The following is a 24,868-nucleotide window of genomic DNA, read 5'->3' as shown; positions in this document are numbered from 1 at the left end:
GTCCCACATAAATAATAGTGTATCTGAGGGAATGAATTGGCGGGTACAGGAGGCAGGAGTGATGAGAGATAACAAGGGGCGTGAAACGGGTTCTTCTACGCGTCGAAACAATCGTGCACAGGAAATGCATTCGCAAACTGTAGGGGAAAGAGGTCCTGTGTTAGAGCAGGACAGTGTTTTGCATGAAACATTGGAGACGTTTATTCATTCAAAAATACTGGAAAGACCGGTGCATGTGAAAGGCTTTGGTGCTTTCGGATATTTTGAGACTGTCAATCCTATGGCCAAATATACGAAGCTTTCCTTTTTACAACAGTCAGGACAGCAAGTTCCGGTGACGGTGCGTTTTTCGCTTGCTGTCAGTAATAAAGGCACTCCGGATACTTCCCGCAATGTGCGCGGGTTTTCGACCAAGTTTTATACAGGAGAAGGTATTTTTGATTTGGTTTGCAATCATATTCCTGTATTTTTAGTTCGGGATGCCATGCGCTTTCCAGAAGCTATTCAAGGTTTATTACCCTCCCCGGTTAATAACTTGATGGATCCCGAACGGTTTTGGAGCTTCATAGCAAGAGCGCCCGAGGCCACCCATTTTGTCGTTCGGCTATACTCGGATATGGGGACATTGAAAAGCTTCCGTCATATGCCGGGGCATAGTGTGAACACCTTTGTGTGGCGGAATGGGCAAGGCGTTCGTACTTTTGTAAAATACCACTGGATTCCTTACGCGGGGGAGCAGTATATCGACAGTCAAGAAGCCGCCCAGTGGAATGGGAAAAATCCCGATATTGCAGGTCAGGACCTATATGATGCCATTGCAAAGGGAGAACCTGTTGAATATGGGCTCTATGTACAATTAATGAATCCGAATGATGCAGATATCCTTCCTTATGATCCATTGGATGATACGAAGGTTTGGGATGAACGGCAGTATCCCCTTTTACCAGTTGGTCGCCTGACATTGAACCGGAATCCGGAAAATTATATGGAGCAAGTAGAAAAAGTGGCATTTTCCCCGGCGAATCTATTGGAAGGGGCCGAGTTGTCAGATGACAAGATGCTACAAGGGCGGGCCAATATTTACTGGGATTCCCAGCGTCACCGACTTGGACCGGATTTCCGCAAAATACCAATCAACCATCAGAAAAATTGGTCACCAGCTTCTCTTGTAACGAGTGGGAAAGGGAGATATGTGGAAGGTCATCTCGTCCGGTCCGGATTGCCGAAGCAGGATGACTTTACACAAGCCGGCCAATTTTATCATGGCCTTTCCCCTGTACAAAAAGACCACTTGATTCATAATCTTTCCGCTGATCTTGCGGGCATATCTACTGAAACGCGGCGCATTGTTTTAACCTATCTGTATAATGCATCGCCGGAAATGGGAGAGCGGGTTGCTCGGGAAATCGATAAACATTCAGGCTGAATCCACTATGGGTTCGGTCTTTTTTGTCGTCAAGAAAATTATAAAACCTCGAATTATAGATAACTATGAATGGGGGCAACTAGACTATTGGAGCGCCATTTTACTTAAGTGCTTTCAACCACATTTTATATATTGTGTTGCATTAAGTTTAAATGTGTGAGATTGCTGTGTAGAAACAAAGATCACAGAGACATTATCAGTTGCAGGCACTGAGCTGAATAAAATGAATTCGTTCTTTCAATAAGCAACGAAAATAGGTTGTTCAGGAACTCTTTTTTGTTGCTGGAACATGATGAAGGCTTGAGTTGCTAAAAAGTCGATGCCAAGAGATTTCAAGTTTAGGCAGGTGGGCGACGCTTTTATTTGTCATCTAGGAACACAAAAACTTATTTAGACAATACAGCCCTTATTATCGGTCTTTTTAGACTTTCAGTGTAGTGTCAGGTTTCCATGTATTCCGAATTATTTTTAAAAAGGTGTTGTAATATGTTGGATTATGGGTTAATGTTATTAGAAATTAAAGATAATATGAGGTGTAATCATGGGGGAAGAACAGTTAGTAGACGTAATAAGAGGCAGCATTATTGAAAGTACACACTTAGGGCATATTGCTATTGTGAATAGTGAAGGAAAACTACTCTACTACAATGGCGATCCGAATCGAGTAACGTTTGCGCGATCGTCGATGAAACCTTTGCAAGCGGTTCCAATTGTTGAAACTGGAGCTGCCGATTTTTACCAATATGATCAAGCCGACCTTTCGCTAGCTTGTGCATCGCACAGTGGAGAAGCGCAACATACTGACCGAGTATTGGCGATTTTGAGTCGATTAGGTTTAACAACAGACAGTTTGAAATGCGGCACACATCCTCCACGTTGGCAAGAAGCTTATGAGAAGTTGATGAAGGAAGGTAAAGAAGTTACACCGGAATTCAATAATTGTTCCGGTAAACACAGCGGCATGCTTGCAACGGCAAAATTCATGGAAGAGAGTTTGGAAGATTATTATCAGATCGACCATCCCGTTCAAAAAAGGATTTTAGAAGTTATCAGCAATCTCTCTGAAATACCCATTAACGAAATTGAAATCGGTATTGATGGTTGTGGAGTTCCCGTTCACGGAATCCCTTTGAGAAACCTTGCATTAAGTTTTGCGAAAATGGCGAATCCGGAAACCCTTCCGGAAAACAGAAAAAAAGCCATTGAACAAGTTACCGCTGCGATGATGGCTGCACCGGAAATGGTCGGGGGCACAGACCGTTTCTGTACAGACTTTATGCGCGTTGAAGATGGCCGTATGTTCGGAAAAGTTGGAGCGGAGGGCGTTTACTGTATTGGTGATAAAGAAACCGGTATCGGAATTGCTATCAAGATTGAAGATGGAAATGCCCGAGCTACATCGCCTGTTGCGGTTGAAGTGTTAAAACAGCTGAACTTATTAACGGAAAGACAACTTGAGCTTTTACAAGACTATCATTATCCAAGTTTGAAAAATGCAAGACAAGAAGTCATTGGGCAATTACGTCCAACTTTTTCGTTGAAAAATGCGTAATGCATATTTTCATAAAACAAGAAAGCAAAGGGGAGTTAGGGATGAAGAAAGCGTTAAGTGTACTATCTTTACTAGCGTTATCGATGGTTCTCATTTTAGCGGGCTGTTCAAGCGCTTCAAATGATAGCGATGGCAAAGACTCGGCTAAAGAAACAGAAAAAGCGAAAAAAGAAGGCAAAGACATTGTCATTGCAGTGCAAGATAACTTCACAGGAATGGATCCGCATGACACCAATGATACGTTATCCGGATCTGTTCAAAAGACAATGCTTGAAGGGCTTGTTGGATTTGACAAAAACATGAACGTCATTCCAGTTTTGGCGGAAGAATATTTAGCCAATGATGATGCGACGGAATTCACCTTTAAGTTACGTCAAAATGTAACCTTTCATGACGGAACACCTTTTAATGCAGAAGCAGTAAAAGTGAATTTCGATCGACTTGCAGATCCTGAAAGTGGATTGAAGAGACATAGCCTTTATAGCCTGATTGAAAAAACGGAAGTGATTGATGAATACGAAGTGAAGTTTACGTTATCAGAGCCATTCGGAGCGATGATCAATACATTCGCTCACCCGGCGGGATTAATCCATAGTCCGAAAGCGTTAGAGGAGTTTGGTAATGACGTTGCGAGAAATCCAGTAGGAACAGGTCCATTTAAATTTGTGGAATGGAAACCGAGTGAAGGGCTAGAAATTGTTAAAAACGAAGACTACTGGTTGGAGGGATTCCCGAAGGTAGATAAAATTACTTTCAAACCGGTAGCGGAAAACGGATCGAGAATTGCGATGCTTCAAACAGGTGAAGCGGACTTCATTTACCCGGTTCCAACAGAACAAGTGGAAAACATTAATGGGAAAAATGGTATTGAAGTGGAAAGTAACCCTTCTATTATTGTTCGTTACATGGCGATGAATACACTGAAAAAACCATATGATGATGTGCGCGTTAGACAAGCATTAAATCATGCCATCAACAAAGAAGCATTTATTAAAGTTGTGATGAACAACCAGGGTAATGTACTGGATTCCGTTATTGCGCCTGATGTACAGTTTTATGCGAAACAGGATGCATATGCATTCGATCTTGAAAAAGCAAAAAGCTTGTTAAAAGAGGCTGGATATGAAAATGGCTTTAAAACAAAACTGTGGGGCGGTAACAATTCCAGCGCAATCAAAGCAATGGAATTTTTGCAACAACAATTAGCGCAGATCAATGTAGAAGTAGAAGTGGTACCGATGGAAGCGGGTACGTTGTCTGATAGAATTTGGTCCGTTCAAAATGCAGAGGATGCTGAAATTGAATTGTATTATGCCGGATGGTCACCATCTACAGGAGATGCGGATTGGGGGATGCGTCCACTTCTTGGTGGAACAGAAGCTTACCCTCCATTCTCTTATAACGTAGCGTATTACGACAATCCGAAAGTGGATGAATCAATCCTAGCAGCCTTACAAACTGCGGACTTGGAAAAACGTGGACAAGCGTATGAAGAAGCACAAAATATCATATGGGAAGATGCGCCATGGGCTTTCTTATCAACAGATAATACATTGGCAGGTAAGAAAAACTACTTACAAGGAGTTTATCTGTTACCGGACGGCTCCCTAAGTGTTTCAGAAATTGAAATCGTCGAATAAACATTTGAATGAGCGCTATATTCAACATATAGCGCTCTATTTTTCACCAACTTGGAGGGATGACAATGCTTCGCTTTCTCGTGAAGAGACTACTAGAGATCATACCAATTTTGTTATTGGTCTCCATCCTCATCTTTCTTTTCGTCCATATGATACCTGGTGACCCAGCTCGTCTCGTTGCAGGAGAAGATGCAACGCTTGAAGACGTGGAACTAGTGAGAAAAGAATTAGGTTTGGATAAGCCAATGCATGAGCAATACATTACATACATGACCAATCTATTCCAAGGGGATTTAGGAACATCACTGAAGACGAAACGACCGGTTACGGAGGAAATAGGCGAACGTTTTATGCCGACTTTTTGGTTAACTGTATGGAGTATGGTTTGGGCAGTCGTTGTCGGATTGATCATTGGGGTAGTTTCCGCAACCAAAAGAAATAAGTGGCAAGATTATTTAGGGATGTTTGGTGCTGTTTCAGGTTTGTCTTTGCCATCATTTTGGCTCGGACTGATGCTCATTCAGTTATTTGCCGTCACGCTTGGCTGGTTCCCGACCGGGGGAATGGAGTCATGGAAAAGCTATATTCTTCCGTCCTTTACGCTTGGAACCGGTGTTGCAGCGGTCGTTGCTCGCTTTACAAGATCATCTTTAATGGATGTATTGAAAGAAGATTATATTCGTACAGGTAGATCGAAAGGGTTAAATGAGCATAGCGTTATTTGGGGACACGGTTTAAGAAATGCGATGATCCCAGTTGTGACGATGACGGGCTTACAATTTGGTTTTTTACTCGGTGGATCTGTTGTTATTGAAACCGTATTCAGCTGGCCTGGTTTAGGAAAACTACTCATCGACTCAGTGGCTTATCGGGATTATCCCGTCATTCAAGCTGAGATGCTTATTTTTGCTTTAGAATTCATTTTAATAAATTTAATCGTTGATCTGTTATATGGTGTGCTAAATCCACAGATCCGATATGAGTAAGGAGGGACCAAAGTGGTTGAAATAAAGCTGTCCAAAAAAGAAGCGTATATGCAAATGACGTCGGAACAGATGAAGACGCGAACACCTTTTTCTGAGTTTTGGAGGAAGTTCAAAAAACAAAAACTTGCGTTTATCTCATTCTTTTTAGTGCTGTTCCTTATGATACTTGCTGTCGTCGGTCCATTTATTGCACCTTACGACATTGCGGAACCGGATTATGAAAATGTTCTTTCAGGTCCATCAGCCAAGCATTGGGCAGGTACGGACGCCTATGGTAGGGATATTTTCAGCCGGATTATTGCTGGGACACAAATTTCCTTATTTGTTGGCTTGTCTTCTGTTTTACTTGGTGCCGTCGGTGGGACGGTTTTGGGGTTGTTAGCAGGTTACTATGGAAAGTGGATTGACCGGATCATCATGCGGATTTGTGATGTCTTACTCGCTTTTCCTGGTATACTATTGGCAATTGGTATTATCGCAATTTTAGGACCTGGTCTTGGTAACGTCATCGTTGCAGTTGCGATTTTCAGTATTCCGGTGTTTGCCCGGATTGTTAGAAGTTCAACATTAGCTGTGAAATCGACCTTATATGTGGAGGCGACAAAATCGATTGGTGCGCAACCGCGACGTATCATTTGGAAGCATATTTTCCCAGGTACCATTTCTAGTATTATCGTTTATTTTACAATGCGAATTGGCTCGGCCATTTTAACAGCTGCCAGTTTGAGTTTCTTAGGGCTGGGGGCGCAACCACCTTCGCCTGAATGGGGAGCCATGTTAAGTGGTGGTCGGGACTATTTGAATATAGCGCCACATGTTACCCTATTTCCAGGGCTTGCGATATTTTTTACCGTACTCGTATTTAACTTATTAGGTGACGGATTGCGCGATGCACTCGATCCAAAAATAAAAGATTGATAATAGGGGAAAGGAGTCGTGTTTATGGGTAATCCATTGTTGAAAGTAAATAACTTACAAACGCATTTTAAAAGTGATGCTGGCGTTGTAAAAGCTGTGGATGGGGTTTCATTTGCCGTTTCAAAAGGCGAAACGCTTGGGATTGTTGGAGAATCCGGTAGTGGAAAAAGTGTGACATCCTTGTCGATTATGCGCTTATTGAAAGATACACCGGGGCAAATCGCCGGTGGGGAAATTCTCTATGATGGGCAAGACTTGGTTAAAGTAAGCGAAAGTCAGATGCGAGAAATTCGTGGAAATGACATTGCGATGATTTTCCAGGAACCTATGACTTCTTTAAATCCAGTTTTCAAAATTGGGCGTCAACTGGAAGAGGCTATCCGATTGCATTTGAAATTCGGTAAGAAAGAAGCCAGAGCACGGGCGATTGAAATGTTGAAAGCGGTCGGTATCTCAAGGCCGGATACGATTGTCGATGAATTTCCACACCAACTTTCAGGTGGTATGCGCCAACGTGTAATGATTGCAATGGCTATGGCTTGTAACCCAAAGATTTTAATTGCCGATGAACCGACAACAGCACTTGATGTGACCATCCAAGCACAAATACTGGATTTGATGCGGAATTTGAGTAAAACGGCGGAAACGGCTATATTGCTTATCACGCATGATTTGGGTGTCGTTGCGGAAATGTGTGATCGTGTCGTCGTGATGTACGCAGGTCGTGCAGTGGAAGAAAGTGATGTCTACTCTATTTTTTCAAATCCGAAACACCCTTACACACAAGGGCTATTAGCTTCGATTCCTAAAATGGGAGAAAGAGTGGATCGCTTGCAATCGATTCCAGGTAATGTTCCAATTCCAACGCGAATGCCTGAAGGATGTAAATTTGCACCTCGATGCCCATTGGCAATGGAGGTTTGTTGGGAAAAAGAACCGGCTTACAAAGAAGTTTCTACAAAGCATTCTGTTCGATGCTGGTTGCATGAGGAGGTGCCGAACGATGAGCCAGAACTTGTTGGAAGTGCACAACGTTAAAAAATATTTTCCGTTGCAGAGAAAGTTGTTCAGTAAAAAGCAGGACTATGTAAAAGCGGTTGATGGCGTTTCATTCGCAGTAAAAGAAGGGGAAACGTTAAGTATCGTTGGCGAGAGTGGTTGTGGAAAGTCAACAACTGGCAGAGTATTGATGAAGTTATTAGAAGCCACAGAAGGTAAGATTATTTTCGAAGGAAAAGATATTACGCATTTAAATGATGACGAGATTCGTCCTTATCGGAAAGAGTTTCAAATGGTGTTCCAAGATCCATACGCATCGCTGAACCCCCGACTGACGGTAAAGGAGATCATTGAAGAACCCCTTATTGTACATAACTTCGAAAAAGAAAAGCGGGCAGAACGAATTGCTGAATTACTGGAAGTTGTCGGTCTCAATAAATATCATGCGGATCGTTATCCTCATGAATTTAGTGGAGGTCAACGTCAAAGGATTGGTATCGCAAGGGCGCTGGCAGTACATCCGAAATTGATCATTGCAGACGAACCGGTTTCGGCGTTGGATGTTTCGATACAATCTCAAATTCTAAACTTACTAAAAGATTTACAAGAACAGTATAAGTTGACATATGTTTTTATTGCCCATGATTTAAGCGTGGTTGAACATATTTCTGATCGGGTAGGGGTTATGTATTTAGGGAGATTGGTTGAGTTAGCGGATAGGGACGAATTGTTCCAAGGTCCGTTGCACCCTTATACGAAGGCATTATTAAGTGCAGTTCCAATTCCAGATCCCACTTTAAAAAGAGAAAGAATTCTGTTGAAGGGAGATATCCCGAGCCCTGCTAATCCTCCTTCTGGTTGCACATTCCACACGCGTTGTCCTTTTGCACAATCATTATGCAAAGAGCAGGTACCGGAATTTAAGGAGTTAAGGGATGGACATTTTGTAGCGTGTCATTACGCAGAGGAGTTGCAGAAGGAATAATATGGTTCATTCTAAACGTAAACTTCATGTTATAGCGATACAAGAAGCTTATTTAAATATTGCAGCGTACCAATTAGTAGATATTCTTGGAGACAAAATAGATGTATTAGCGATCACTTTACAAGAGTTGACGATGGATGTCATTGGGGAAGGAGATATCGTCATTCTTTCAAAAGAAATCTTAAAGGGGATTACACGGCCCTTCATCCCGGCGTCATGTCCAATCATTGTTGCAAAACGAGAAGTCAATATAGCAGGTACAAGAGAGTTTTTAAGTCTGCCCAAGAATCAACAAATCCTTGTCATTAACGACACACTTGAACATGCAGAGGAAACAGCGATATCTCTTAAAAACATTCACTTTGAGCAAGAATATATTGCTTATGATCCGATTAATCCAATCCCTTCCCAGATCGATCTTATCGTTACGCCTGGAGAAAAAGAGCTTGTCCCAAAGCAATTTAAGAATGTCATTGATATTGGACCTAGGACATTAGATTTTAATACGGTATTGGAAATAGCGAGTCACTTAAATGATGACGATGAACTGAACATATTAATGAAGCGTTTTTTCAAATCCCAACTGTCATTAGCCGAAAAATTAAATGAAAAATACAACTTTCACTATAAAAAACCATCGATACAGAAACGAGAAGACATGGAGGATAAGGATCGAACTGGAGATGCAGTTCCTTTATCGGAAAAAGAAATGAGTTCCATGGTTAAAAAAATTGAAGAACATGGTTTTTTGGAGGAAAGTTTAGCGATTTTGGCAATTTATCTAGAAGGTAAAAGAAAACTTGAATCGTTTGGCCGTACAACAGTCAAGCAGAAACTACAGCACCTTGGTTTTGATTTATCTGCCCAGCAGTTACGGTTACGGTTAGAAGTTATGCAAGAACTGGGATTGGTCATCGCGCGTCAAGGAAGAGGCGGCACTAAATTATCTGAAACGGGCGAAGAATTTCTGAGTCATTATACAAAACGTACGGGTGCTGAATCCGTAGAAAAATCGATGTAATATGGCTCAATACACTAATTTTGGAATGTAGCGTTCAATGGGGAGGAATGCGTAATGAGTATTGGTTATGTGAATGGCGAATTTATACCGGTCGACAAACCCGTTATTCCAATCGATGAAAGAGGCCATCAATTTGGTGACGGAGTCTATGAAGTCATTAGGGTCTACCATGGAAAACCCTTTATGTTGGAAGAACATGTTCAAAGATTATTCAAGAGTGCAATAGCCATTAAATTAAACGTTGAACAGTCCCATGAGGATATCCAACAACTTATTGCTGAATCGATTGAAAAATCGGGTTTGGCGGATTGTGATGTCTATATTCAAATTACAAGAGGCATTTCACCGAGACAACATCTATTTCCAGCTGCTCCAGTCTCCATCACGTTAACGGTTAAGCCTATGCGTGTAACGGAAGAGGCGATACGTGAAAACGGTAAGACTGCCATTTTCCATGAGGATGAGCGTTGGGCAAATTGTTATATAAAATCATTAAATCTTTTGCCGAATATATTGGCTAAGCAAAATGCACAAGATGTAGGTGGTTATGAGGCAATTCTTGTAAAAGATGGTTTTGTGACAGAAGGATCCAGTTCGAATGTGTATATGGTAAGGGATCATGCCATCTATACAACGCCATTATCGAAACAAATCCTGCCTGGTATTACGCGCATGGCGGTAAAAAATATTGCGAATATGCTCGAGATCCCATTTATTGAAAAAAAGTTTACACCTGATGAGTTACTGCAGGCAGATGAAGTATTCATAACGAGTACAACGAATGAAGTCATGCCGATTGCATATGTGGATGGGAACAAGATAAAAGACGGAGCTTCTGGGGAAATAACAAGATTACTCTATAAAAAGTTTTTTGAGTTAATTGAAATAGTACAACATACATGAGTAAAAAACGGAAGTGGGATTTTCTGTACTCCTCATCCATGAATAACTCCTTCTAATTGAGGATTTGGGCGGAATTCAGTATCCGGCAATCCGAATTAGTAGGAGTTTTTGTGATTTAGATATGTGGAAAAATAAATTATTTCGAGGTGCAGTTATGAATATTTTTATTTCAGCAGATATTGAAGGGGTTTCGGGAATTGTTCATGGTGAACATACAGCACGGGATGGAAAAGAACATGATCACGCAAGGATGCTCATGACGGAAGAGGTTAACGCATGCATTATGGGGGCATTGGAAGCAGGAGCCGGGCGAATCGTAGTCAATGATTCTCATGGAACGATGCGAAATATCTATCATGAAAAATTGCATATGCAGGCAGAGCTTATTCTAGGTTCCCCAAAGAAATTAGCGATGATGGAAGGGATCAGTTCAGATTTCGACGCAGCAATTTTTATAGGCTATCACACAAAAATGGGGTCGGATGGAATCCTTAACCATACGTTCAATGGCCGGGTTGTAAAATCAATTGAAATAAATGGTATGGAACTTGGAGAATTTGGGTTAAATGCACTTGTTGCCGGTTATTTCAATATTCCTGTTATCTTTGTTTCCGGATGTGATTTAGTGGCCATTGAAGCGGAGAAATGTGTACCGAATATTCATCATGCTGAAGTGAAGAAAACGATAAATCGTACGACAGCTCTTAATGTACATCCTATGGTAGCGAGGGAACTCATTAAAGAAGGTACCCAAAAAGCGCTCGAGAATCACGAAGATATTATCCCTTTTACAATGGATCCACCGTTCCTTGTGAAAATGGAGTTTTTAAATACTGGATTAGCTGATGCAGTTGAAATTTTACCGATTGTGAAAAGGGAAGGGCCGCTTACGATTTCATTCGTTATGAATGACATGTTAGATAGTTATCGAATGATTCGAAGTGCCATTATGATGGCCGGGTCTGTTTCATAAGAGAATGTAAAGATGTTTCTTACAATGCAACTGTTATTAAAATCTTTGGGGTGAATAATTTTGACGCAATATGTACTAGGAAAAGTTAGAGATAAAGGAATTTTGATTGGTCGTCTACCAGTTGGTGAGAAGAATTGCATTACCGATGTAATGGGAGTGAAGGTCGGACATGTGACACTTGATCATCCGTTAGATGACGGTGATGGCGAATATGCATGTACTGGGGTAACGGCTATCCTACCACATGGTGAAAACTTATTTAAGTATAAAGTAGTGGGTGCAAGTTATGTTTTAAATGGCTTCGGTAAAACAACCGGTCTTGTACAGGTGAATGAACTAGGTTTGATTGAGTCCCCTATCATGCTCACGAATACCTTTGCAGTACCTGCAGTTACACAAGGAGCCTTGCAATATATGTTGGAGGAAAATCCTGAGATAGGCGAAACAACAGGAACGATCAATTTGGTTGTTGGGGAATGTAATGATAGCCGGTTAAATTCAATTCGCGCTTTGCCGATTCAACCGAGTCATGCGGTAGCAGCGATAAAAGAAGCGTCAACTGAAGCTGCCCTTGAGGGGGCTATCGGGGCTGGTAAAGGAATGATTTGTTTCGGTTATAAGGGGGGGATCGGTTCTTCATCTAGAATTATTAAAGATGAGGGCGGTGGAAATACATATACCGTAGGCTGCATGGTCCTTAGTAATTTTGGACGAAAAGAGGATTTTCAACATTCAAAATACAGCATCCCGAAAAATAAGGATGTTCCATCCTATCCGAAAACTGCAGATGGTTCAATTATATTGGTGCTGGCTACGGATGCACCATTAAGTAGTAGACAGCTTCAGCGAGTGGCCAAAAGATGCGGTATTGGATTAGGCAGAACAGGCAGCCATTTCAGTCATGGCAGTGGAGATATTGTTATTGCTTTTTCCACAGCCCATAAAATAGCACATTTTACAAAAGAGTCGATGGAAGTACGACATCAATTACGAGAGGATCATCCAGTCATGAATGATCTTTTTGAAGGTGCCGTCGACGTTGCTGAGGAAGCAATATTAAATTCATTGTCCCAAGCAGTGACAACGAAAGGGAGGAAGGGGAGTATTGTTCACGCTTATCCCTTTGGATAAAAATCCATGCTCCTTGAACTCGAAGCATTAATGTTTGCGGTAGCTTTCGCGACGTTGATCGGGGCGATGCTTACATTTTAATACAAATAACCCATCCTAGCTGAGTTGAACACTCAGCAAGGATGGGTTATTTCATTCAAGACGCCGATCCCCTTGGAGGGAACCTACTTTATTATAAATGGTCGTTCGATGCGCAAACAACGGGCGACCTTTTTTATTGTATTTCATCTATGTCTTTATTATTTGTTCGAATCGCTTTGACGGAAACTACTTCGTCTTATATAAGCTCTTCCAATCATCTATACTGTTTGTAGAAGGAAGGTGTTTCTCATGAAGATTTTAGTTTTAGGTGCAACGGGTCGGGTTGGGAGTCGAGTGGTTGTGCATGCGTTGCGTGATGGCCATCATGTCACTGCACTCGTTCGGAATCCAGAAAAAATGACTTTGAGGGACGAAAACTTACAAATTGTTCAAGGGAATGTCTTGAACAAGCAGGACGTTGAACGTGCTATGTCCGGGATGGATATCATCATCAGCACGTTAAATACAGACCAGACAACGACTTTGTCCGAAAGTATGCCGTTGATCTTGGAAGCGATGGAAAAAGAAAACATCAAACGGATACTAACAGTCGGGACAGCTGGCATCTTACAAAGCAGAACAACACCAGATGTACTCCGCTATCAGTCGGCTGAATCGAAACGTAAGCTCACACGTGCAGCTGAAGAGCACCATAAAGCGTATGAAATACTTAATCAGTCGGACTGTGATTGGACGATTGTCTGCCCTACCTATTTACCGGATGGGGAACTGACGGGAACGTATCGTGTTGAAAGGGATTTTTTGCCGGAAGGCGGAACGGTCATATCCGTTGAGGATACCGCAGACTTTACCTATCAACAGATCACGAGTACAGAATTCTTGAAAGCACGAGTGGGTATTGCTTACTAGTTGCATAATGGATCTAAGACAAAACCGGCTACTCCTAGTGAGCCGGTTTTGTCTCTTTTCATTACGATTGCATTCATTCGATATATCGTTTAATATAATCGATATATATAGCGGGGAGAGGATTTAGATGAGAAGGCGGAGAGGGTTTGTACAAATCGCGATTTTGCATTTACTCAAGGAAGAGTCGATGCATGGCTATCGGATCATGAGGGAATTGGAAGAGCGGGCAGGAGGATTCTATTCAGCAAGTGCAGGCACCGTTTACCCGGCGCTTCAAGAGTTGTTGGAGCAGGAAATGATTGCACTTGAACCGGCATCCGATAAAAAGGCGTATCTCATTACAGAAAGTGGAATGAAACGCTTGGAAGAGTTTGTGAAGCGGCGTGAAGGCGATTTTTGGAGTGAATGGAAAGCGCGATTCGTTTGGCGTAGCTCGAAAGAAGCCATTCAGTTAAAGGCTGTGACGGAAGCTTGGGAAGAAGAATTGCGAAAGGCGATCAAACAAGCAAGAAAAGATCCTGAAAAAACCGGGAAACTTATTACGTTTATAGAAGAAATGACTGAATTACTCAAGAAAGATAATGAGGGAGGGAAGCAATGAGTTCCCTGAAAAAACTATTTCCATATATTAAGCCTTATACCCTTTTTGCGATTTTAGGTCCGCTTTTAATGTGTATTGAAGTGGCAATGGATCTACTGCAACCGACGATCATGCAGCATATGATCGACGTGGGAATCGCGAATAATGACAATGCCTATGTGATAAAGCTGGGCTTATTTATGATTGTGACCGCTTTTATCGGTTTAATTGGCGGGGCGGGAAGTTCGATTTACAGTACAAAAGCAGCTGTCAATTTTGCAGCGGATATACGTCGTGATGTGTTCAAAAAAGCGGAAAAGTTTTCAAGCGAAACGGTTGATACGTTTAGTGCTGGAAAGTTAATCACCATTTTGACGAATGATGTAACAGCTGTTCAGCAAGCCGTAATGATGACGTTGCGCGTCTTTGTTCGTGGACCGCTGTTGTTTATCGGCGCTGTGGTGATTGTTTGGTTGACGGCCCGAGAATTGTTTCCGGTACTCGTCGTGGTGATTCCTATCTTGATGGCCTTTATTTATTATTTTTCTTCTCAATCCGGAAAGCTGTTCGCCAAAGTACAGAAAGCGATGGATGCGGTGAATACAAAGCTTCAAGAAACATTTGCGGGTATCCGGGTGATTAAAGCGTTTAATCGGCAGGGGTATGAGCAAGAAACGTTTCGTAAAGTGAATGATACGTTGACGAAGCGGAATCTGACTGCTGAGCAAGTGATTCTGTCATTGATGCCTATTATGCTTTTTGTCGTCAATCTGGGCGTCGTTGCCGGGATGTGGATGGGAGCGATAAAAGTAAATGAAGGAACTCTTCAAGTCGGCGTCATTTTAGCTTTTATTAATTACTTGAATATTATTATGCATGGATTAATGACGAGTAGCCATGTGCTCATGCAGATTACCCGGTCGTTTACGTCGGCCAATCGAATCGGGCAAGTGCTGAATACGGAAAGTAGTATTCAGGAAGTCGACTCAGCGGCTTCTTCTCCAGAAATTCAAGGCGACGTGGAATTTAGGCATGTGAACTTTAGCTACAGTAAAAATGGGGAACATGTGCTAAAAGACATTTCATTCCAGGCAAAAGCGGGGGAGACAATCGGTGTCATCGGATCGACGGGCAGTGGGAAATCGACGCTTGTCAAATTGCTTCCACGTCTCTATGACCCCGATTCGGGAGAGATTCTTATTGATGGGCTAAATAGTAAAACATATTCGCTTCAAAGATTACGAAAGAGCATTGGTTTTGTCCCACAAAAAGCGCTGTTGTTTTCAGGGACGATTGAAGAAAATCTGCGTTTCGGTAAAGAAGACGCGGGACTTGAGGAAATGAAGGAAGCGGCTGATTTTGCTGTGGCTACTGAATTTATTGAGAAATTGGATGGGAAGTTTGCGCATGAACTGATGCAAGGGGCGACGAATCTATCTGGCGGTCAGAAACAGCGTCTATCGATGGCGCGTGCTTTTATTCGACAGCCTAACATTTTGGTATTGGATGACTCGACTTCTGCCGTAGATGCGATATCGGAAGCTTCGGTGCAGCAAGTGTTGAAGCAGTGCTATCCAAATACGACTAAGTTCATCATTTCCTCGAAAGTGTCCTCGATTATCGATGCCGATCAAATTCTTGTGATGGATGATGGAAGAATTAAAGCAAGTGGCACCCATGAAGAATTGCTACTAACGAGTGGTATTTATCGTGAAATCTATGAAACGCAACGCGGGAAGGGGGTTCTTTCCTATGAGTAAAGCTTCCGGACAACCTGCTGTCAATATTGTGGCCCGTGCGCGTGGTCCAAGAGGATTTGGTGGACCAGTCGTCAAAGCAAAGGATAGAAAAGGGACCATTAAGCGGATATGGGCGTATATGAGTAAACAGAGAGTGGCGATCATTAGCTCAATGGTGTTAGTCATCTTGTCTACCTTATTAGGCTTGCTGGTGCCTTATTTAATCGGCAAGATTGTCGATGATTATATCATCCCTAAGGATATCAGCGGGACCATTCGGCTGTTACTTCTATTAGCCGCTATTTATATTCTTTCTTCCATACTCACATGGCTGCATAACTTTTTGATGGTTCGTGTATCGCTTCAAACGATCCGCATGTTACGTCAGGATTTATTTGATAAGTTTCAGACATTGTCGTTGCGATTTTTTGATAAACGTACGCATGGCGACTTGATGAGCCGCGTGACGAATGACATTGAAAGTTTAAATAATGCGCTGAGTCAAAGTGTCGTCCAAATTATTTCCACTATTTTAATGGTGTCAGGTGTTACGATTGCGATGTTCTTATTGAATTGGATGCTGGCGATCGTGTCGCTAATTGTTCTTCCATTAATTATTTTCACGACGAAAAAGATCATTAAGTATAGCAGTAGTAATTTTATCAAGAGACAGCGAGATTTAGGTGAATTGAACGGTTTTATCGAAGAAGCCATTTCAGGAAACGAAGTGATTTCACTTTTCAGCCAAGAGGAAAAGACATTCCAGAAATTCGATGTCGTCAATGAAAGGCTGCGACAGTCAGCAACCGCGGCTGACACAGTTTCGGGATTTATGGGTCCGATCAATAACTTTATTAACAACCTTGGACTTACGCTGATCATTGCAATAGGAGCATTGCTGACATTGCACGAATTGGCTACCGTAGGAATTATCGCTGCGTTTGTTACGTATTCACGTCAGTTTTTCCGACCGATCAATCAATTGTCCAGTTTACTTAATACTTTCCAGTCAGCGATTGCCGGTGCAGAGCGGGTATTTGAAATTATGGATGAGACGCCAGATGTCCAAACTAAAAAGAATGCGATCGCGATCGATTCTTTTCAAGGGGATGTCCAGTTTTCCAATGTAAACTTTTCTTATGAGGCCGATAAGCCGATCTTAAAATCGATTAGCTTTCATGCCAAACCGGGTGAGAAAGTGGCTTTGGTAGGACCGACTGGTTCAGGGAAAACGACGATCATCAATCTATTGATGCGCTTTTATGATATTGATTCCGGAGAAATTATGATTGATGGTCGCAGAATTAAGGATTATGAACTCGATCAGTTACGCGAAAGAATTGGCATTGTCCTTCAAGATACCTATCTATTTTCAGGGACGATTATGGAAAATATCCGTTACGGTCGTTTGGAAGCAACGGATGAAGAAGTCGTTTCTGCCGCCAAAATGGCTTCCGCACATGGATTTATCAAGCATTTGCCCGAGCAGTATAAAACGCATATCATGTCTGGAGGCTCCAGTTTAAGTCAAGGGCAACGTCAATTAATCGCCATTGCACGCGCAATTTTAGCCGATTCGGACATCTTGATTTTAGATGAAGCGACATCGAGTGTTGATACAAAAACAGAAATTGAGATTCAAAAAGGGCTCAATCAGTTATTGCAAGGTCGAACGAGTTTCGTCATTGCTCACCGTTTAAAAACAATCGAAAGTGCTGATCGCATTATAGTCATCCGTCATGGAGAACTGATCGAATCGGGTACGCACGAGGAACTGCTCGAAAAGGAAGGCTTTTATCATGAACTGTACGAAAGCCAGTTTACGATTTGAAGATAATGGTGCTAAAATAATATCCGTTTTTAAGTAATCGTCATATTTAGGGAAAAGCACCTCCTACTTGTCAACAGCGTCGACGAATAGGAGGTGCTTATTTAAGCATTATGATTCGATTCCCCACTCAAGTGCTAATAAGTCCTTCAACAGTTTTACTTGTTCTGCACCTATTTTTTCCGCGACTTTCTGTTCCAGCTGAGCTTTCAGTGCCTCATTTTTTTCATAGCATGCTTCGCCTAAAGCTGTTAACTGCACACATTTCTCTTTCTTGTTGTTTTCTACGTTATGGATTTCGATTAATCCTTTTGCCTCAAGCTGTTTAATGAATTTATGGATGGCCTGGCGGGAGATTTCTACATTTTTGTTTACGTATGAAATAGTGGGTCGTTTTTTATAAATGCGGGCCATAATATACCATTCAGAATTGGAAATATAAATATCGCTTTGATTGTTCCAAGCCTGCTCAGAAATTTTACGGAGCAAACTATGACGTTCACTCAATAAATCGATTAGATCTAAATTTTGCAATTCAACGTTTGAACTCAAACGATTCACCCCGATCACGATCTTCGCCACTAACTATACGGAATCCATTATTGGATGTCAATTTGGTTGACTTTCAGTCGCATTTTACTCATGATCTGCAGTTCTAGGTAATGATTTGGTCGCTACCAAAATGTTATAATATACTTTAGCACAATAAAGAAATGAGTGACGTTTGTGAGGTATAAGGGAAGGATTTTTGCGGTTGGAGTCGTTGGTCTCTTCAATCTCCTTCGTTATTTTTATTACCATCAATATTTAGGATTGCCTTTCAAAGCGAATTTTTTTATATTGACGGCTATTTTCTTAGCCATTGCTTGGTGGTGCGGCAAGCAGTTTGATCGTGCTAAATACTATTCTGAGAAAGATCCTTTAACAAATACCTATAATCGTCGAACACTGGAGCGGTCTTTTCGAAAGCTTGCAGCGACGTGTAAAAAAGAAGAAAAGAAGCTTGGGATCATCATGCTGGACTTGAACAACTTTAAGGAAATCAACGATTCTTTCGGTCACCAGATAGGCGATGAAGTGCTTGTTCATGTTGCTTCCATTTTGGAGGATTTCAGGAGGAAAGATGATTGGGTAGCGCGCTGGGGTGGGGATGAATTCGTAATTCTTGTCCCTGACTGCCAAGAAGATTTCAAGTCTGTTTATATCGAAGGGCTTCTACAGAAGCTGAAAGGGGGAAATGTCGACAATCTGCCTGTGATCGGTGCTTCCATTGGAGGTTCTGTCTATCCTGATGATGGGGAGAGGTTGCAGGAATTGTTGAGGATGGCCGATGGGGCGATGTACAAAGCAAAAGAGATGAAAGAGGGCGGCAGATTCTAAGAGGATTTACAAGCTTTAGAGGTCTGTCGTTTTTCTGTTTTTTTACTTATTGTAAAACTCCGAGATATGTGTATAATCATTCTATACATCATTAAGGAGGTTGGCATAAATGAAGCTATTAGATCGAATTAGCCAATTCGCGGGCAATACTTTCGCAGTGTGGGTATTGTTATTTGCGGCATTGGCATTTTTTATACCAGATGGTTTTACGTGGATTGCACCTTATATATCTATACTGCTTGGAATCATTATGTTCGGTATGGGGATGACCTTATCAGTGGATGATTTTAGAGAGGTATTGAAACAGCCGAAAAATGTGGCGATTGGTGTCCTGGCACAATTTACGATTATGCCGCTCCTTGCTTTCGGACTCGCTGTTGCCTTTAAACTACCGCCTGAAGTCGCAGCTGGCGTCATCCTTGTAGGTTGCTGTCCTGGTGGTACTTCGTCTAACGTTATGACCTTTTTGGCGAGAGGAAATGTGGCTTTATCCGTTGCGATTACATCTTGCACGACTTTATTGGCTCCATTTGTAACACCGGCATTGATTTTATTGTTAGCGAGTAAATGGTTACCAGTTTCGGCTGGCGACATGTTCTTGTCGGTCGTGAAAATTGTCCTTATTCCTATTATCCTTGGTCTTGTTGTCAAGATGCTTTTCCGCAAGCAAGTGGAACAAAGTGTAAAAGCAATGCCACTTGTTTCGGTCATTGCAATTGTTGCTATTGTCGCGGCGGTTGTCAGTGGAAGTCAGCAGAAAATCGCGGAGACGGGCTTGCTGATTTTATTAGTTGTTATTTTGCATAATTCTCTTGGCTATATGTTAGGTTATTTAGCTGCTCGTCTATTGAAGTTAGACTATTCCGATCGGAAAGCCATTGCCATCGAGGTGGGCATGCAGAACTCCGGACTTGGTGCGGCATTGGCGGCAGCTCATTTTTCACCACTTGCCGCAGTACCAAGTGCCATCTTTAGTGTCTGGCATAATATTTCAGGTTCGTTGCTTGCAACATGGTGGAGCAAAAAAGCTGATAAATGAGTAAAGGCTCCAAGTTCTAACGTAAGCTAGAACTTGGAGCTTTTCGCTTTATTCAATCAGGGTGTCTTGCTAAGGAGGTATTTTTCTGACACTGGATCGCGGAGGGAGCCAAGGCATATTAGGAATGGATCCGCCCCCTCTTACTGTTTTGAAATAATAGAGAATGGGCATTTTCCACTTTTTCTTCTAAATAACGGAGCGAATAATTGCCGGATGGGTCGGTAATATCCCCGACGGCCCGAGATAGATTATCAATGACAAGGTTTAATGTTTCACAGGGTCTTGGCTCTTTCGCCCGGTTCATCTCATCCATGATTTCATGGGCGAGGCGTTGGACACGCCGTAAACGCTTTTCTTTTGTTTGCATGAAATCCCCCTCCAATTGCCGATTCATACTGACTAACTATATGGCAGGAGAGAGGGGTTTATGAGTTGAAAAACATCTGTTTTTCATTACCGGATTATCTGTATTTGTTTTTCGAATGCCCTTTCATTTGGATAATTGAATTTACTTATGACTAAAGGAAGATTATGCTAGTGTTATAGAGGTTTTCGTTGAAAGAAGGATGTCGTATGGAATATATTTTGCTTTGTATCATTGGTTTTGCTGCCTCAACGCTCGGCACGTTGGCAGGGGGCGGTGGATTGATCAGTCTGCCGGCTATGTTGTTGATGGGCGTACCGGTTCACTCTGCAATCGGGGCCAATAAAGTATCAAATACAGTGGGCTCGTTTTCCAGTTTTTTTATGATTTACAGAGAGAAGGAAGTAACGGTCAAAGAAGCGCTGACGGTTGTTCCAATCGGCCTGGCGGGCGGAATTACCGGTGGGGTAATCGCATCCCATCTGAAAGAGGAATGGCTGATCATCATTGCGGTCGTGTTGTTGAGTTTTGCATTTATCACATCCTTTCTAGGGAAAGCGGACTTCGATGGCAATGAGCGATTCCGGTTCACGAAAAAAAGTGCTGCTTCCTTGTACGGGATCGGCATTTATGATGGCGTGTTTGGTCCGGGAAGCGGGACGCTTGCCTTGTATTTATATGGACGGTTGAAAATAGCTTATTTGCGGGCTGTCGGACTGACTCGGATTATGGTTTTTTCAAGCTGTTTCGGGGCCTCGATCAGTTATATTTCGACGGGGAAAATCATTTGGCCTTTGACGCTTGCGTTAATGCTTGGATCCGTCAGCGGCGCACAGCTTGGTGTTCGGCTCGCACGTAAATTGAAAAAAGAACAGGTCAAACCGATTCTTCGGGCTGTGACGGTTTTGCTAATCATGCAAATTGTTGTGGAGTATTTTGGATGACCTGACATGGGTCAATGTGTATGGAAAGAGGCTTGCCTTATGACAAGCATTAAAAAGACTATCTCACTAATTGCTTAATGAGATAGCTCAACCGTTATGGGCTAGAAATGGGTATGCTGGTAATGGGATACATAACTACAACAAACGTAAACTTTCAAGTAAAAGCGAAATCCCTGCAATCATCAAAAGAATATAGGTAAGCACTCGGAAAAACTGCTGGTTCAGCCATTTGAAAATGATTTGACCTAAAAATAACCCAACAAACACTAGTGGAATAGCATAGAGACTAGATTGCCATATCACTTGGTTTGTTCCGGTAAAGATTATTTGCGTGAGGAGACTGACGAAATAGATAAAGAGGTAAAAGGCTAATGTTGTAGCTCTTAGCTTCCCTTTTTCAGTGTCTGTTCCTGTTAAGTAAAGCAATAACGGAGGTCCAGGCATCCCGATGCTCGTCGTTAAAATGCCTGATACCCCGCCAACAATGAAATCTCTGAATGCTGTGGATTGAATCTTGAAGTTGCATATGAGTAAAAGTGTTAAAAGCATGAGAAGAAGGCTGACTCCTAATTTTAATGCATTTATATTCAGCGTAACAAAGATGAAAATACCTAAAGGTACTCCAACAATGCTCCCTACAACAAATCTTTTCAATAGGATGAAATCAATCTCCTTGTGTATCTTGAAAATGAGGGAGATTGAGATGATCAAAGAGAGGATAATGTTGATTTGTATAGCTTCTTGTGGACGAAATAACATGAGCAAAAAAGGTGTTGCCATGATGGAGAACCCAAAACCTGTACTCGATTGAAGGATAGAAGCAATAAGTACAATACATACAAAAATAAATCCAGTCCCCAAAATATACCTCCTCATTCAACAAATTCACGTATAAGTATTTTACCATTTTGAAGGCGGAATTTTTGAATGGTTGCCATAATCCGTCGAATGGCTCACATCCGGATTGTATAAGCATTCAACGTTTGCTATATTATATATAACTAATATGCAATCTTTGACGTGACCAAGTAAATAAGAATTGTGAACCAGAAAGTATAGCGTATTGCTGAGAGCTATATCACCGCTTCTTATTGAAACCTACCACCGAGATGTTATGCCAACATAACCGAGTCGTTTTCGTTACCAAACGTCTAGAGGGCTTACATTCAGGTAGGCTAAAGTAAGGTGGTACCACGTCCATTCAGCACAAAGACGTCCTTGTAGAGGGATAGCTTTGTGTTTTTCATTGTCCAGGCTCCGGGCGCCAGACGCTCGGGTTATAAGCAATCCAGCTATGTGGCAAAAACCGCCACGTCGCTGAATCGACTTATGCCTGTCGCGTCTAAACGGGCGCCCTGCGCTTTTCGATATTTTAGGAGGGGAATTTAATGACCAATCAGCAACAAAATGATTTTTCAAAATGGTATATCGACACGATTCAAAAGGCGGATTTAATGGACTATACACCGGTTCGCGGGTGTATCGCTTTTAAACCGGATGGCTACGAAATTTGGGAGCATATCCAAGCGGAAATGGACAGACGATTTAAAGAAACGGGACATCGCAATGCTTATTTCCCGATGCTCATTCCGGAGAATTTTTTCCAAAAAGAGAAAGATCATATTGAAGGATTTTCACCAGAACTGCCTTGGGTGACGGAAGCTGCGGGCGAAAAATTGGAAGAGCGCTTAGCCCTTCGTCCTACATCTGAAACGATGATCGGGCATCTCTATTCCGATTGGGTGAAAAGTTATCGGGATCTTCCTGTACTGATCAACCAATGGGCAAACGTCTTCCGTTGGGAGAAGAAAACATTGCCGTTCATCCGTACGTCTGAGTTTTTATGGCAAGAAGGGCATACGGCACACGCGGATGAAGAGGAAGCTCGTCACGAAACGATGCAAATGCTCAACATCTATAAAGAAGTTGTGGAAGATTTACTTGCAATCCCTGTATACGACGGTCAAAAGACACCATCCGAGCGTTTTGCGGGCGCTGTCGATACGTATTCCATCGAAGCGATGATGAAAGACGGAAAAGCGGTACAAGCAGGAACCTCCCATTATTTAGGAACGAAGTTTGCGGAAGCATTCGATATTAAATATTTAACGAAAGAAAACAAGCATGAATTTGTTCATACAACATCTTGGGGAACATCAACACGTCTAATCGGTTCTGTCATCATGGTGCATGGTGATGAGCAAGGTCTTGTCCTTCCACCACGTATTGCGCCGACACAAGTTGTTTTGATTCCAGTAGGGCCATGGAAGAAAAACCCTGCTATTATGGAGAAATTGGATGAAGTGTTTGCAGAACTGAAGGCGAAAGGCATCCGTGTCCGTTTGGACGATTCCGATCAATCCCCAGGCTTCAAATTCAATGAATGGGAGCTAAAAGGGGTACCGGTTCGAGTGGAACTTGGACCACGCGACTTGGAAAAGAACCAAGCACTGATGAAAGCACGTGATGAAGACGAAAAAGTGGCAGTCGATCTTGCTGCGATCGTCGATAGCATTGAAGCGGAATTAAAGACGATGCAAACACGCTTACTCGAAAAAGCACGTGCATTCCGTGAACAGCATTCCCACACACACGTCGATTCACTGGAACAATTGACGAAGCATATTGCCGACTCAACAGAAAAAGGCGAAATTCCTGGATGGATCCTTGCAGGTTGGTGTGGAGATGATGCTTGTGAAGAACACGTCAAAGAAGAAACGAAATTCACAACACGTAATATCCCATTCAACCCACCAGCGAAGAAATCCACTTGTATCAACTGTGGAAAAGAAGCGCAACATACGGTTTGGTTTGGCCGTGCCTACTAAATCAATTACGCCTTGGCGTAATTGCGTCCGGATTTTGAATTGCGCTTGCGCAATTGATTCCTTTCAAAATCCGTGACATCCGCCGGAGGCTTAACTTGATTCAGCCGGGGTTTGAACTGCCACTAATTAAAGTGCATTTCTGGCATTCCTCCCGTCACTTATAGAAGTGGTGACTCCTGCTGAAGCAAGTTATGAAATGAAAAACGCTCCTTCGAATGAATCGATGGGAGCGTTTTTCATACAGTTTGAATACTTTCACGTGGATATTAGTAATATGAGAAAATATGTTCGAAATTTATTCTGACTATGGTAAACTAAAAGTACAGCTGACTATTGTAAGGGTGGATTGGTTGTCATTCTTCTTTCCGTTAAGGAAAGGAGGTGATAATCATGGAAACTTTTGGGCCTACAGGATGTAGGTCATGCATCCGTTACCGCAGGATGCGGTGCAATTAGGATGCCTTCCTTGAGGTTAGAGAGATTCTGAAAGGGATCGTGCGTGAATCAAGCGCATTCATCTTTCGGAAGAAAGTATTAGAAAACAAGAAAACCACCCTACATGATATGCACCCCGAAAGTTAGAGTCAAAATCTAACTTTTGGGGTGTTTTATTATGGCTAAATATAGTGAATCTTTTAAACTGATGGTTGTACAGGAATACCTTGCCGGTCCGCTTGGCTA

The 24,868-nt window shown here is 42.2% G+C and carries 22 protein-coding genes; 19 read left to right on the top strand and 3 right to left on the bottom strand.

Features of this window, described 5'->3' with window-relative positions:
* Positions 1-31: 31 nt before the first annotated feature.
* From MHZ95_RS20460 to MHZ95_RS20390, 15 genes are all read left to right on the top strand, one after another.
* Positions 32-1,426: a catalase gene (locus MHZ95_RS20460; protein ID WP_370643132.1), complete on the top strand. Its 1,395-nt coding sequence runs from the start codon at positions 32-34 to the stop codon at positions 1,424-1,426.
* Positions 1,427-1,967: 541 nt separating this feature from the next.
* Positions 1,968-2,978 (top strand): asparaginase, encoded by a 1,011-nt coding sequence (locus MHZ95_RS20455; RefSeq protein WP_239392643.1) that lies wholly within the window; start codon positions 1,968-1,970, stop codon positions 2,976-2,978.
* Between the two features lie 41 nt (positions 2,979-3,019).
* The gene (locus MHZ95_RS20450; RefSeq protein WP_239392642.1) at positions 3,020-4,618 is read left to right on the top strand and encodes a glutathione ABC transporter substrate-binding protein; all 1,599 of its coding nucleotides are present in this window, start codon (positions 3,020-3,022) and stop codon (positions 4,616-4,618) included.
* 65 nt (positions 4,619-4,683) lie between these two features.
* Entirely contained in the window at positions 4,684-5,604 is a 921-nt protein-coding gene (gene gsiC / locus MHZ95_RS20445; RefSeq protein WP_239392641.1) for a glutathione ABC transporter permease GsiC, read from the top strand.
* 48 nt (positions 5,605-5,652) lie between these two features.
* The gene (locus MHZ95_RS20440; RefSeq protein ID WP_239392656.1) at positions 5,653-6,522 is read left to right on the top strand and encodes an ABC transporter permease subunit; all 870 of its coding nucleotides are present in this window, start codon (positions 5,653-5,655) and stop codon (positions 6,520-6,522) included.
* 24 nt (positions 6,523-6,546) lie between these two features.
* Positions 6,547-7,560, top strand: a complete 1,014-nt coding sequence (locus tag MHZ95_RS20435) for an ABC transporter ATP-binding protein (RefSeq protein WP_239392640.1) — start codon at positions 6,547-6,549, stop codon at positions 7,558-7,560.
* The gene (locus MHZ95_RS20430) at positions 7,526-8,506 is read left to right on the top strand and encodes an ABC transporter ATP-binding protein (protein WP_239392639.1); all 981 of its coding nucleotides are present in this window, start codon (positions 7,526-7,528) and stop codon (positions 8,504-8,506) included. The genes MHZ95_RS20435 and MHZ95_RS20430 overlap by 35 nt, the downstream gene beginning before the upstream one ends.
* Position 8,507: 1 nt before the next feature.
* Positions 8,508-9,527 carry a winged-helix domain-containing protein gene (locus MHZ95_RS20425; RefSeq protein ID WP_239392638.1) on the top strand — a complete coding sequence of 340 codons (1,020 nt, stop codon included), beginning with the start codon at positions 8,508-8,510 and terminating at the stop codon, positions 9,525-9,527.
* A 54-nt stretch (positions 9,528-9,581) separates the two neighbouring features.
* Positions 9,582-10,430: a D-amino-acid transaminase gene (dat, locus tag MHZ95_RS20420; protein WP_239392637.1), complete on the top strand. Its 849-nt coding sequence runs from the start codon at positions 9,582-9,584 to the stop codon at positions 10,428-10,430.
* A 154-nt stretch (positions 10,431-10,584) separates the two neighbouring features.
* The gene (locus tag MHZ95_RS20415) at positions 10,585-11,403 is read left to right on the top strand and encodes a M55 family metallopeptidase (protein WP_239392636.1); all 819 of its coding nucleotides are present in this window, start codon (positions 10,585-10,587) and stop codon (positions 11,401-11,403) included.
* Positions 11,404-11,463: 60 nt separating this feature from the next.
* Complete coding sequence (locus tag MHZ95_RS20410) at positions 11,464-12,534, top strand: P1 family peptidase (RefSeq protein WP_239392635.1); 1,071 nt, start codon at positions 11,464-11,466, stop codon at positions 12,532-12,534.
* A gap of 330 nt (positions 12,535-12,864) precedes the next feature.
* Positions 12,865-13,485 (top strand): NAD(P)-dependent oxidoreductase, encoded by a 621-nt coding sequence (locus MHZ95_RS20405; protein ID WP_239392634.1) that lies wholly within the window; start codon positions 12,865-12,867, stop codon positions 13,483-13,485.
* Between the two features lie 127 nt (positions 13,486-13,612).
* Complete coding sequence (locus tag MHZ95_RS20400) at positions 13,613-14,086, top strand: PadR family transcriptional regulator (protein WP_239392633.1); 474 nt, start codon at positions 13,613-13,615, stop codon at positions 14,084-14,086.
* Positions 14,083-15,825, top strand: a complete 1,743-nt coding sequence (locus tag MHZ95_RS20395) for an ABC transporter ATP-binding protein (RefSeq protein ID WP_239392632.1) — start codon at positions 14,083-14,085, stop codon at positions 15,823-15,825. The genes MHZ95_RS20400 and MHZ95_RS20395 overlap by 4 nt, the downstream gene beginning before the upstream one ends.
* Positions 15,818-17,635 (top strand): ABC transporter ATP-binding protein, encoded by a 1,818-nt coding sequence (locus tag MHZ95_RS20390; RefSeq protein WP_239392631.1) that lies wholly within the window; start codon positions 15,818-15,820, stop codon positions 17,633-17,635. The genes MHZ95_RS20395 and MHZ95_RS20390 overlap by 8 nt, the downstream gene beginning before the upstream one ends.
* A 108-nt stretch (positions 17,636-17,743) precedes the next feature.
* Here the strand turns inward: MHZ95_RS20390 and MHZ95_RS20385 are convergent, their stop codons facing one another.
* Positions 17,744-18,184: a MarR family winged helix-turn-helix transcriptional regulator gene (locus tag MHZ95_RS20385; protein ID WP_239392630.1), complete on the bottom strand. Its 441-nt coding sequence runs from the start codon at positions 18,182-18,184 to the stop codon at positions 17,744-17,746.
* 174 nt (positions 18,185-18,358) lie between these two features.
* Between MHZ95_RS20385 and MHZ95_RS20380 the strand changes: the two genes are divergently transcribed.
* Both MHZ95_RS20380 and MHZ95_RS20375 read left to right on the top strand, forming a co-directional pair.
* Positions 18,359-19,012 carry a GGDEF domain-containing protein gene (locus MHZ95_RS20380; protein ID WP_239392629.1) on the top strand — a complete coding sequence of 218 codons (654 nt, stop codon included), beginning with the start codon at positions 18,359-18,361 and terminating at the stop codon, positions 19,010-19,012.
* Between the two features lie 109 nt (positions 19,013-19,121).
* Entirely contained in the window at positions 19,122-20,051 is a 930-nt protein-coding gene (locus MHZ95_RS20375) for a bile acid:sodium symporter family protein (protein WP_239392628.1), read from the top strand.
* Positions 20,052-20,169: 118 nt separating this feature from the next.
* Here the strand turns inward: MHZ95_RS20375 and MHZ95_RS20370 are convergent, their stop codons facing one another.
* Positions 20,170-20,418 (bottom strand): hypothetical protein, encoded by a 249-nt coding sequence (locus MHZ95_RS20370; RefSeq protein ID WP_239392627.1) that lies wholly within the window; start codon positions 20,416-20,418, stop codon positions 20,170-20,172.
* Positions 20,419-20,624: 206 nt separating this feature from the next.
* Here MHZ95_RS20370 and MHZ95_RS20365 point away from each other — a divergent pair, with 206 nt between their 5' ends.
* Entirely contained in the window at positions 20,625-21,359 is a 735-nt protein-coding gene (locus tag MHZ95_RS20365; RefSeq protein WP_239392626.1) for a sulfite exporter TauE/SafE family protein, read from the top strand.
* A 135-nt stretch (positions 21,360-21,494) separates the two neighbouring features.
* On the opposite strand, the gene MHZ95_RS20360 is transcribed toward MHZ95_RS20365, so the two are convergent.
* The gene (locus tag MHZ95_RS20360; RefSeq protein ID WP_239392625.1) at positions 21,495-22,220 is read right to left on the bottom strand and encodes a sulfite exporter TauE/SafE family protein; all 726 of its coding nucleotides are present in this window, start codon (positions 22,218-22,220) and stop codon (positions 21,495-21,497) included.
* A gap of 527 nt (positions 22,221-22,747) precedes the next feature.
* Here MHZ95_RS20360 and proS point away from each other — a divergent pair.
* Positions 22,748-24,187: a proline--tRNA ligase gene (gene proS / locus MHZ95_RS20355; RefSeq protein ID WP_239392624.1), complete on the top strand. Its 1,440-nt coding sequence runs from the start codon at positions 22,748-22,750 to the stop codon at positions 24,185-24,187.
* Positions 24,188-24,868 lie beyond the last annotated feature (681 nt).

It is taken from the genome of Sporosarcina sp. ACRSM (assembly GCF_022346545.1).
In the GTDB taxonomy this organism is placed as follows: domain Bacteria; phylum Bacillota; class Bacilli; order Bacillales_A; family Planococcaceae; genus Sporosarcina.
Note: the sequence above shows the minus strand (reverse complement) of the source record. Positions and strands in the feature narration are given on the sequence as shown.

What these genes read in the sequence shown, in the direction of transcription:
- dat (WP_239392637.1), top strand. Translation starts at nt 9,582, where the DNA reads ATGAGTATTGGTTATGTGAATGGCGAATTTATACCGGTCGACAAACCC.
- MHZ95_RS20405 (WP_239392634.1), top strand. Translation starts at nt 12,865, where the DNA reads ATGAAGATTTTAGTTTTAGGTGCAACGGGTCGGGTTGGGAGTCGAGTG.
- MHZ95_RS20440 (WP_239392656.1), top strand. Translation starts at nt 5,653, where the DNA reads ATGCAAATGACGTCGGAACAGATGAAGACGCGAACACCTTTTTCTGAG.
- MHZ95_RS20430 (WP_239392639.1), top strand. Translation starts at nt 7,526, where the DNA reads ATGAGCCAGAACTTGTTGGAAGTGCACAACGTTAAAAAATATTTTCCG.
- MHZ95_RS20415 (WP_239392636.1), top strand. Translation starts at nt 10,585, where the DNA reads ATGAATATTTTTATTTCAGCAGATATTGAAGGGGTTTCGGGAATTGTT.
- MHZ95_RS20375 (WP_239392628.1), top strand. Translation starts at nt 19,122, where the DNA reads ATGAAGCTATTAGATCGAATTAGCCAATTCGCGGGCAATACTTTCGCA.
- gsiC (WP_239392641.1), top strand. Translation starts at nt 4,684, where the DNA reads ATGCTTCGCTTTCTCGTGAAGAGACTACTAGAGATCATACCAATTTTG.
- MHZ95_RS20425 (WP_239392638.1), top strand. Translation starts at nt 8,508, where the DNA reads ATGGTTCATTCTAAACGTAAACTTCATGTTATAGCGATACAAGAAGCT.
- MHZ95_RS20435 (WP_239392640.1), top strand. Translation starts at nt 6,547, where the DNA reads ATGGGTAATCCATTGTTGAAAGTAAATAACTTACAAACGCATTTTAAA.
- proS (WP_239392624.1), top strand. Translation starts at nt 22,748, where the DNA reads ATGACCAATCAGCAACAAAATGATTTTTCAAAATGGTATATCGACACG.
- MHZ95_RS20400 (WP_239392633.1), top strand. Translation starts at nt 13,613, where the DNA reads ATGAGAAGGCGGAGAGGGTTTGTACAAATCGCGATTTTGCATTTACTC.
- MHZ95_RS20390 (WP_239392631.1), top strand. Translation starts at nt 15,818, where the DNA reads ATGAGTAAAGCTTCCGGACAACCTGCTGTCAATATTGTGGCCCGTGCG.
- MHZ95_RS20450 (WP_239392642.1), top strand. Translation starts at nt 3,020, where the DNA reads ATGAAGAAAGCGTTAAGTGTACTATCTTTACTAGCGTTATCGATGGTT.
- MHZ95_RS20365 (WP_239392626.1), top strand. Translation starts at nt 20,625, where the DNA reads ATGGAATATATTTTGCTTTGTATCATTGGTTTTGCTGCCTCAACGCTC.
- MHZ95_RS20395 (WP_239392632.1), top strand. Translation starts at nt 14,083, where the DNA reads ATGAGTTCCCTGAAAAAACTATTTCCATATATTAAGCCTTATACCCTT.
- MHZ95_RS20460 (WP_370643132.1), top strand. Translation starts at nt 32, where the DNA reads ATGAATTGGCGGGTACAGGAGGCAGGAGTGATGAGAGATAACAAGGGG.
- MHZ95_RS20370 (WP_239392627.1), bottom strand. Translation starts at nt 20,418, where the DNA reads ATGCAAACAAAAGAAAAGCGTTTACGGCGTGTCCAACGCCTCGCCCAT.
- MHZ95_RS20455 (WP_239392643.1), top strand. Translation starts at nt 1,968, where the DNA reads ATGGGGGAAGAACAGTTAGTAGACGTAATAAGAGGCAGCATTATTGAA.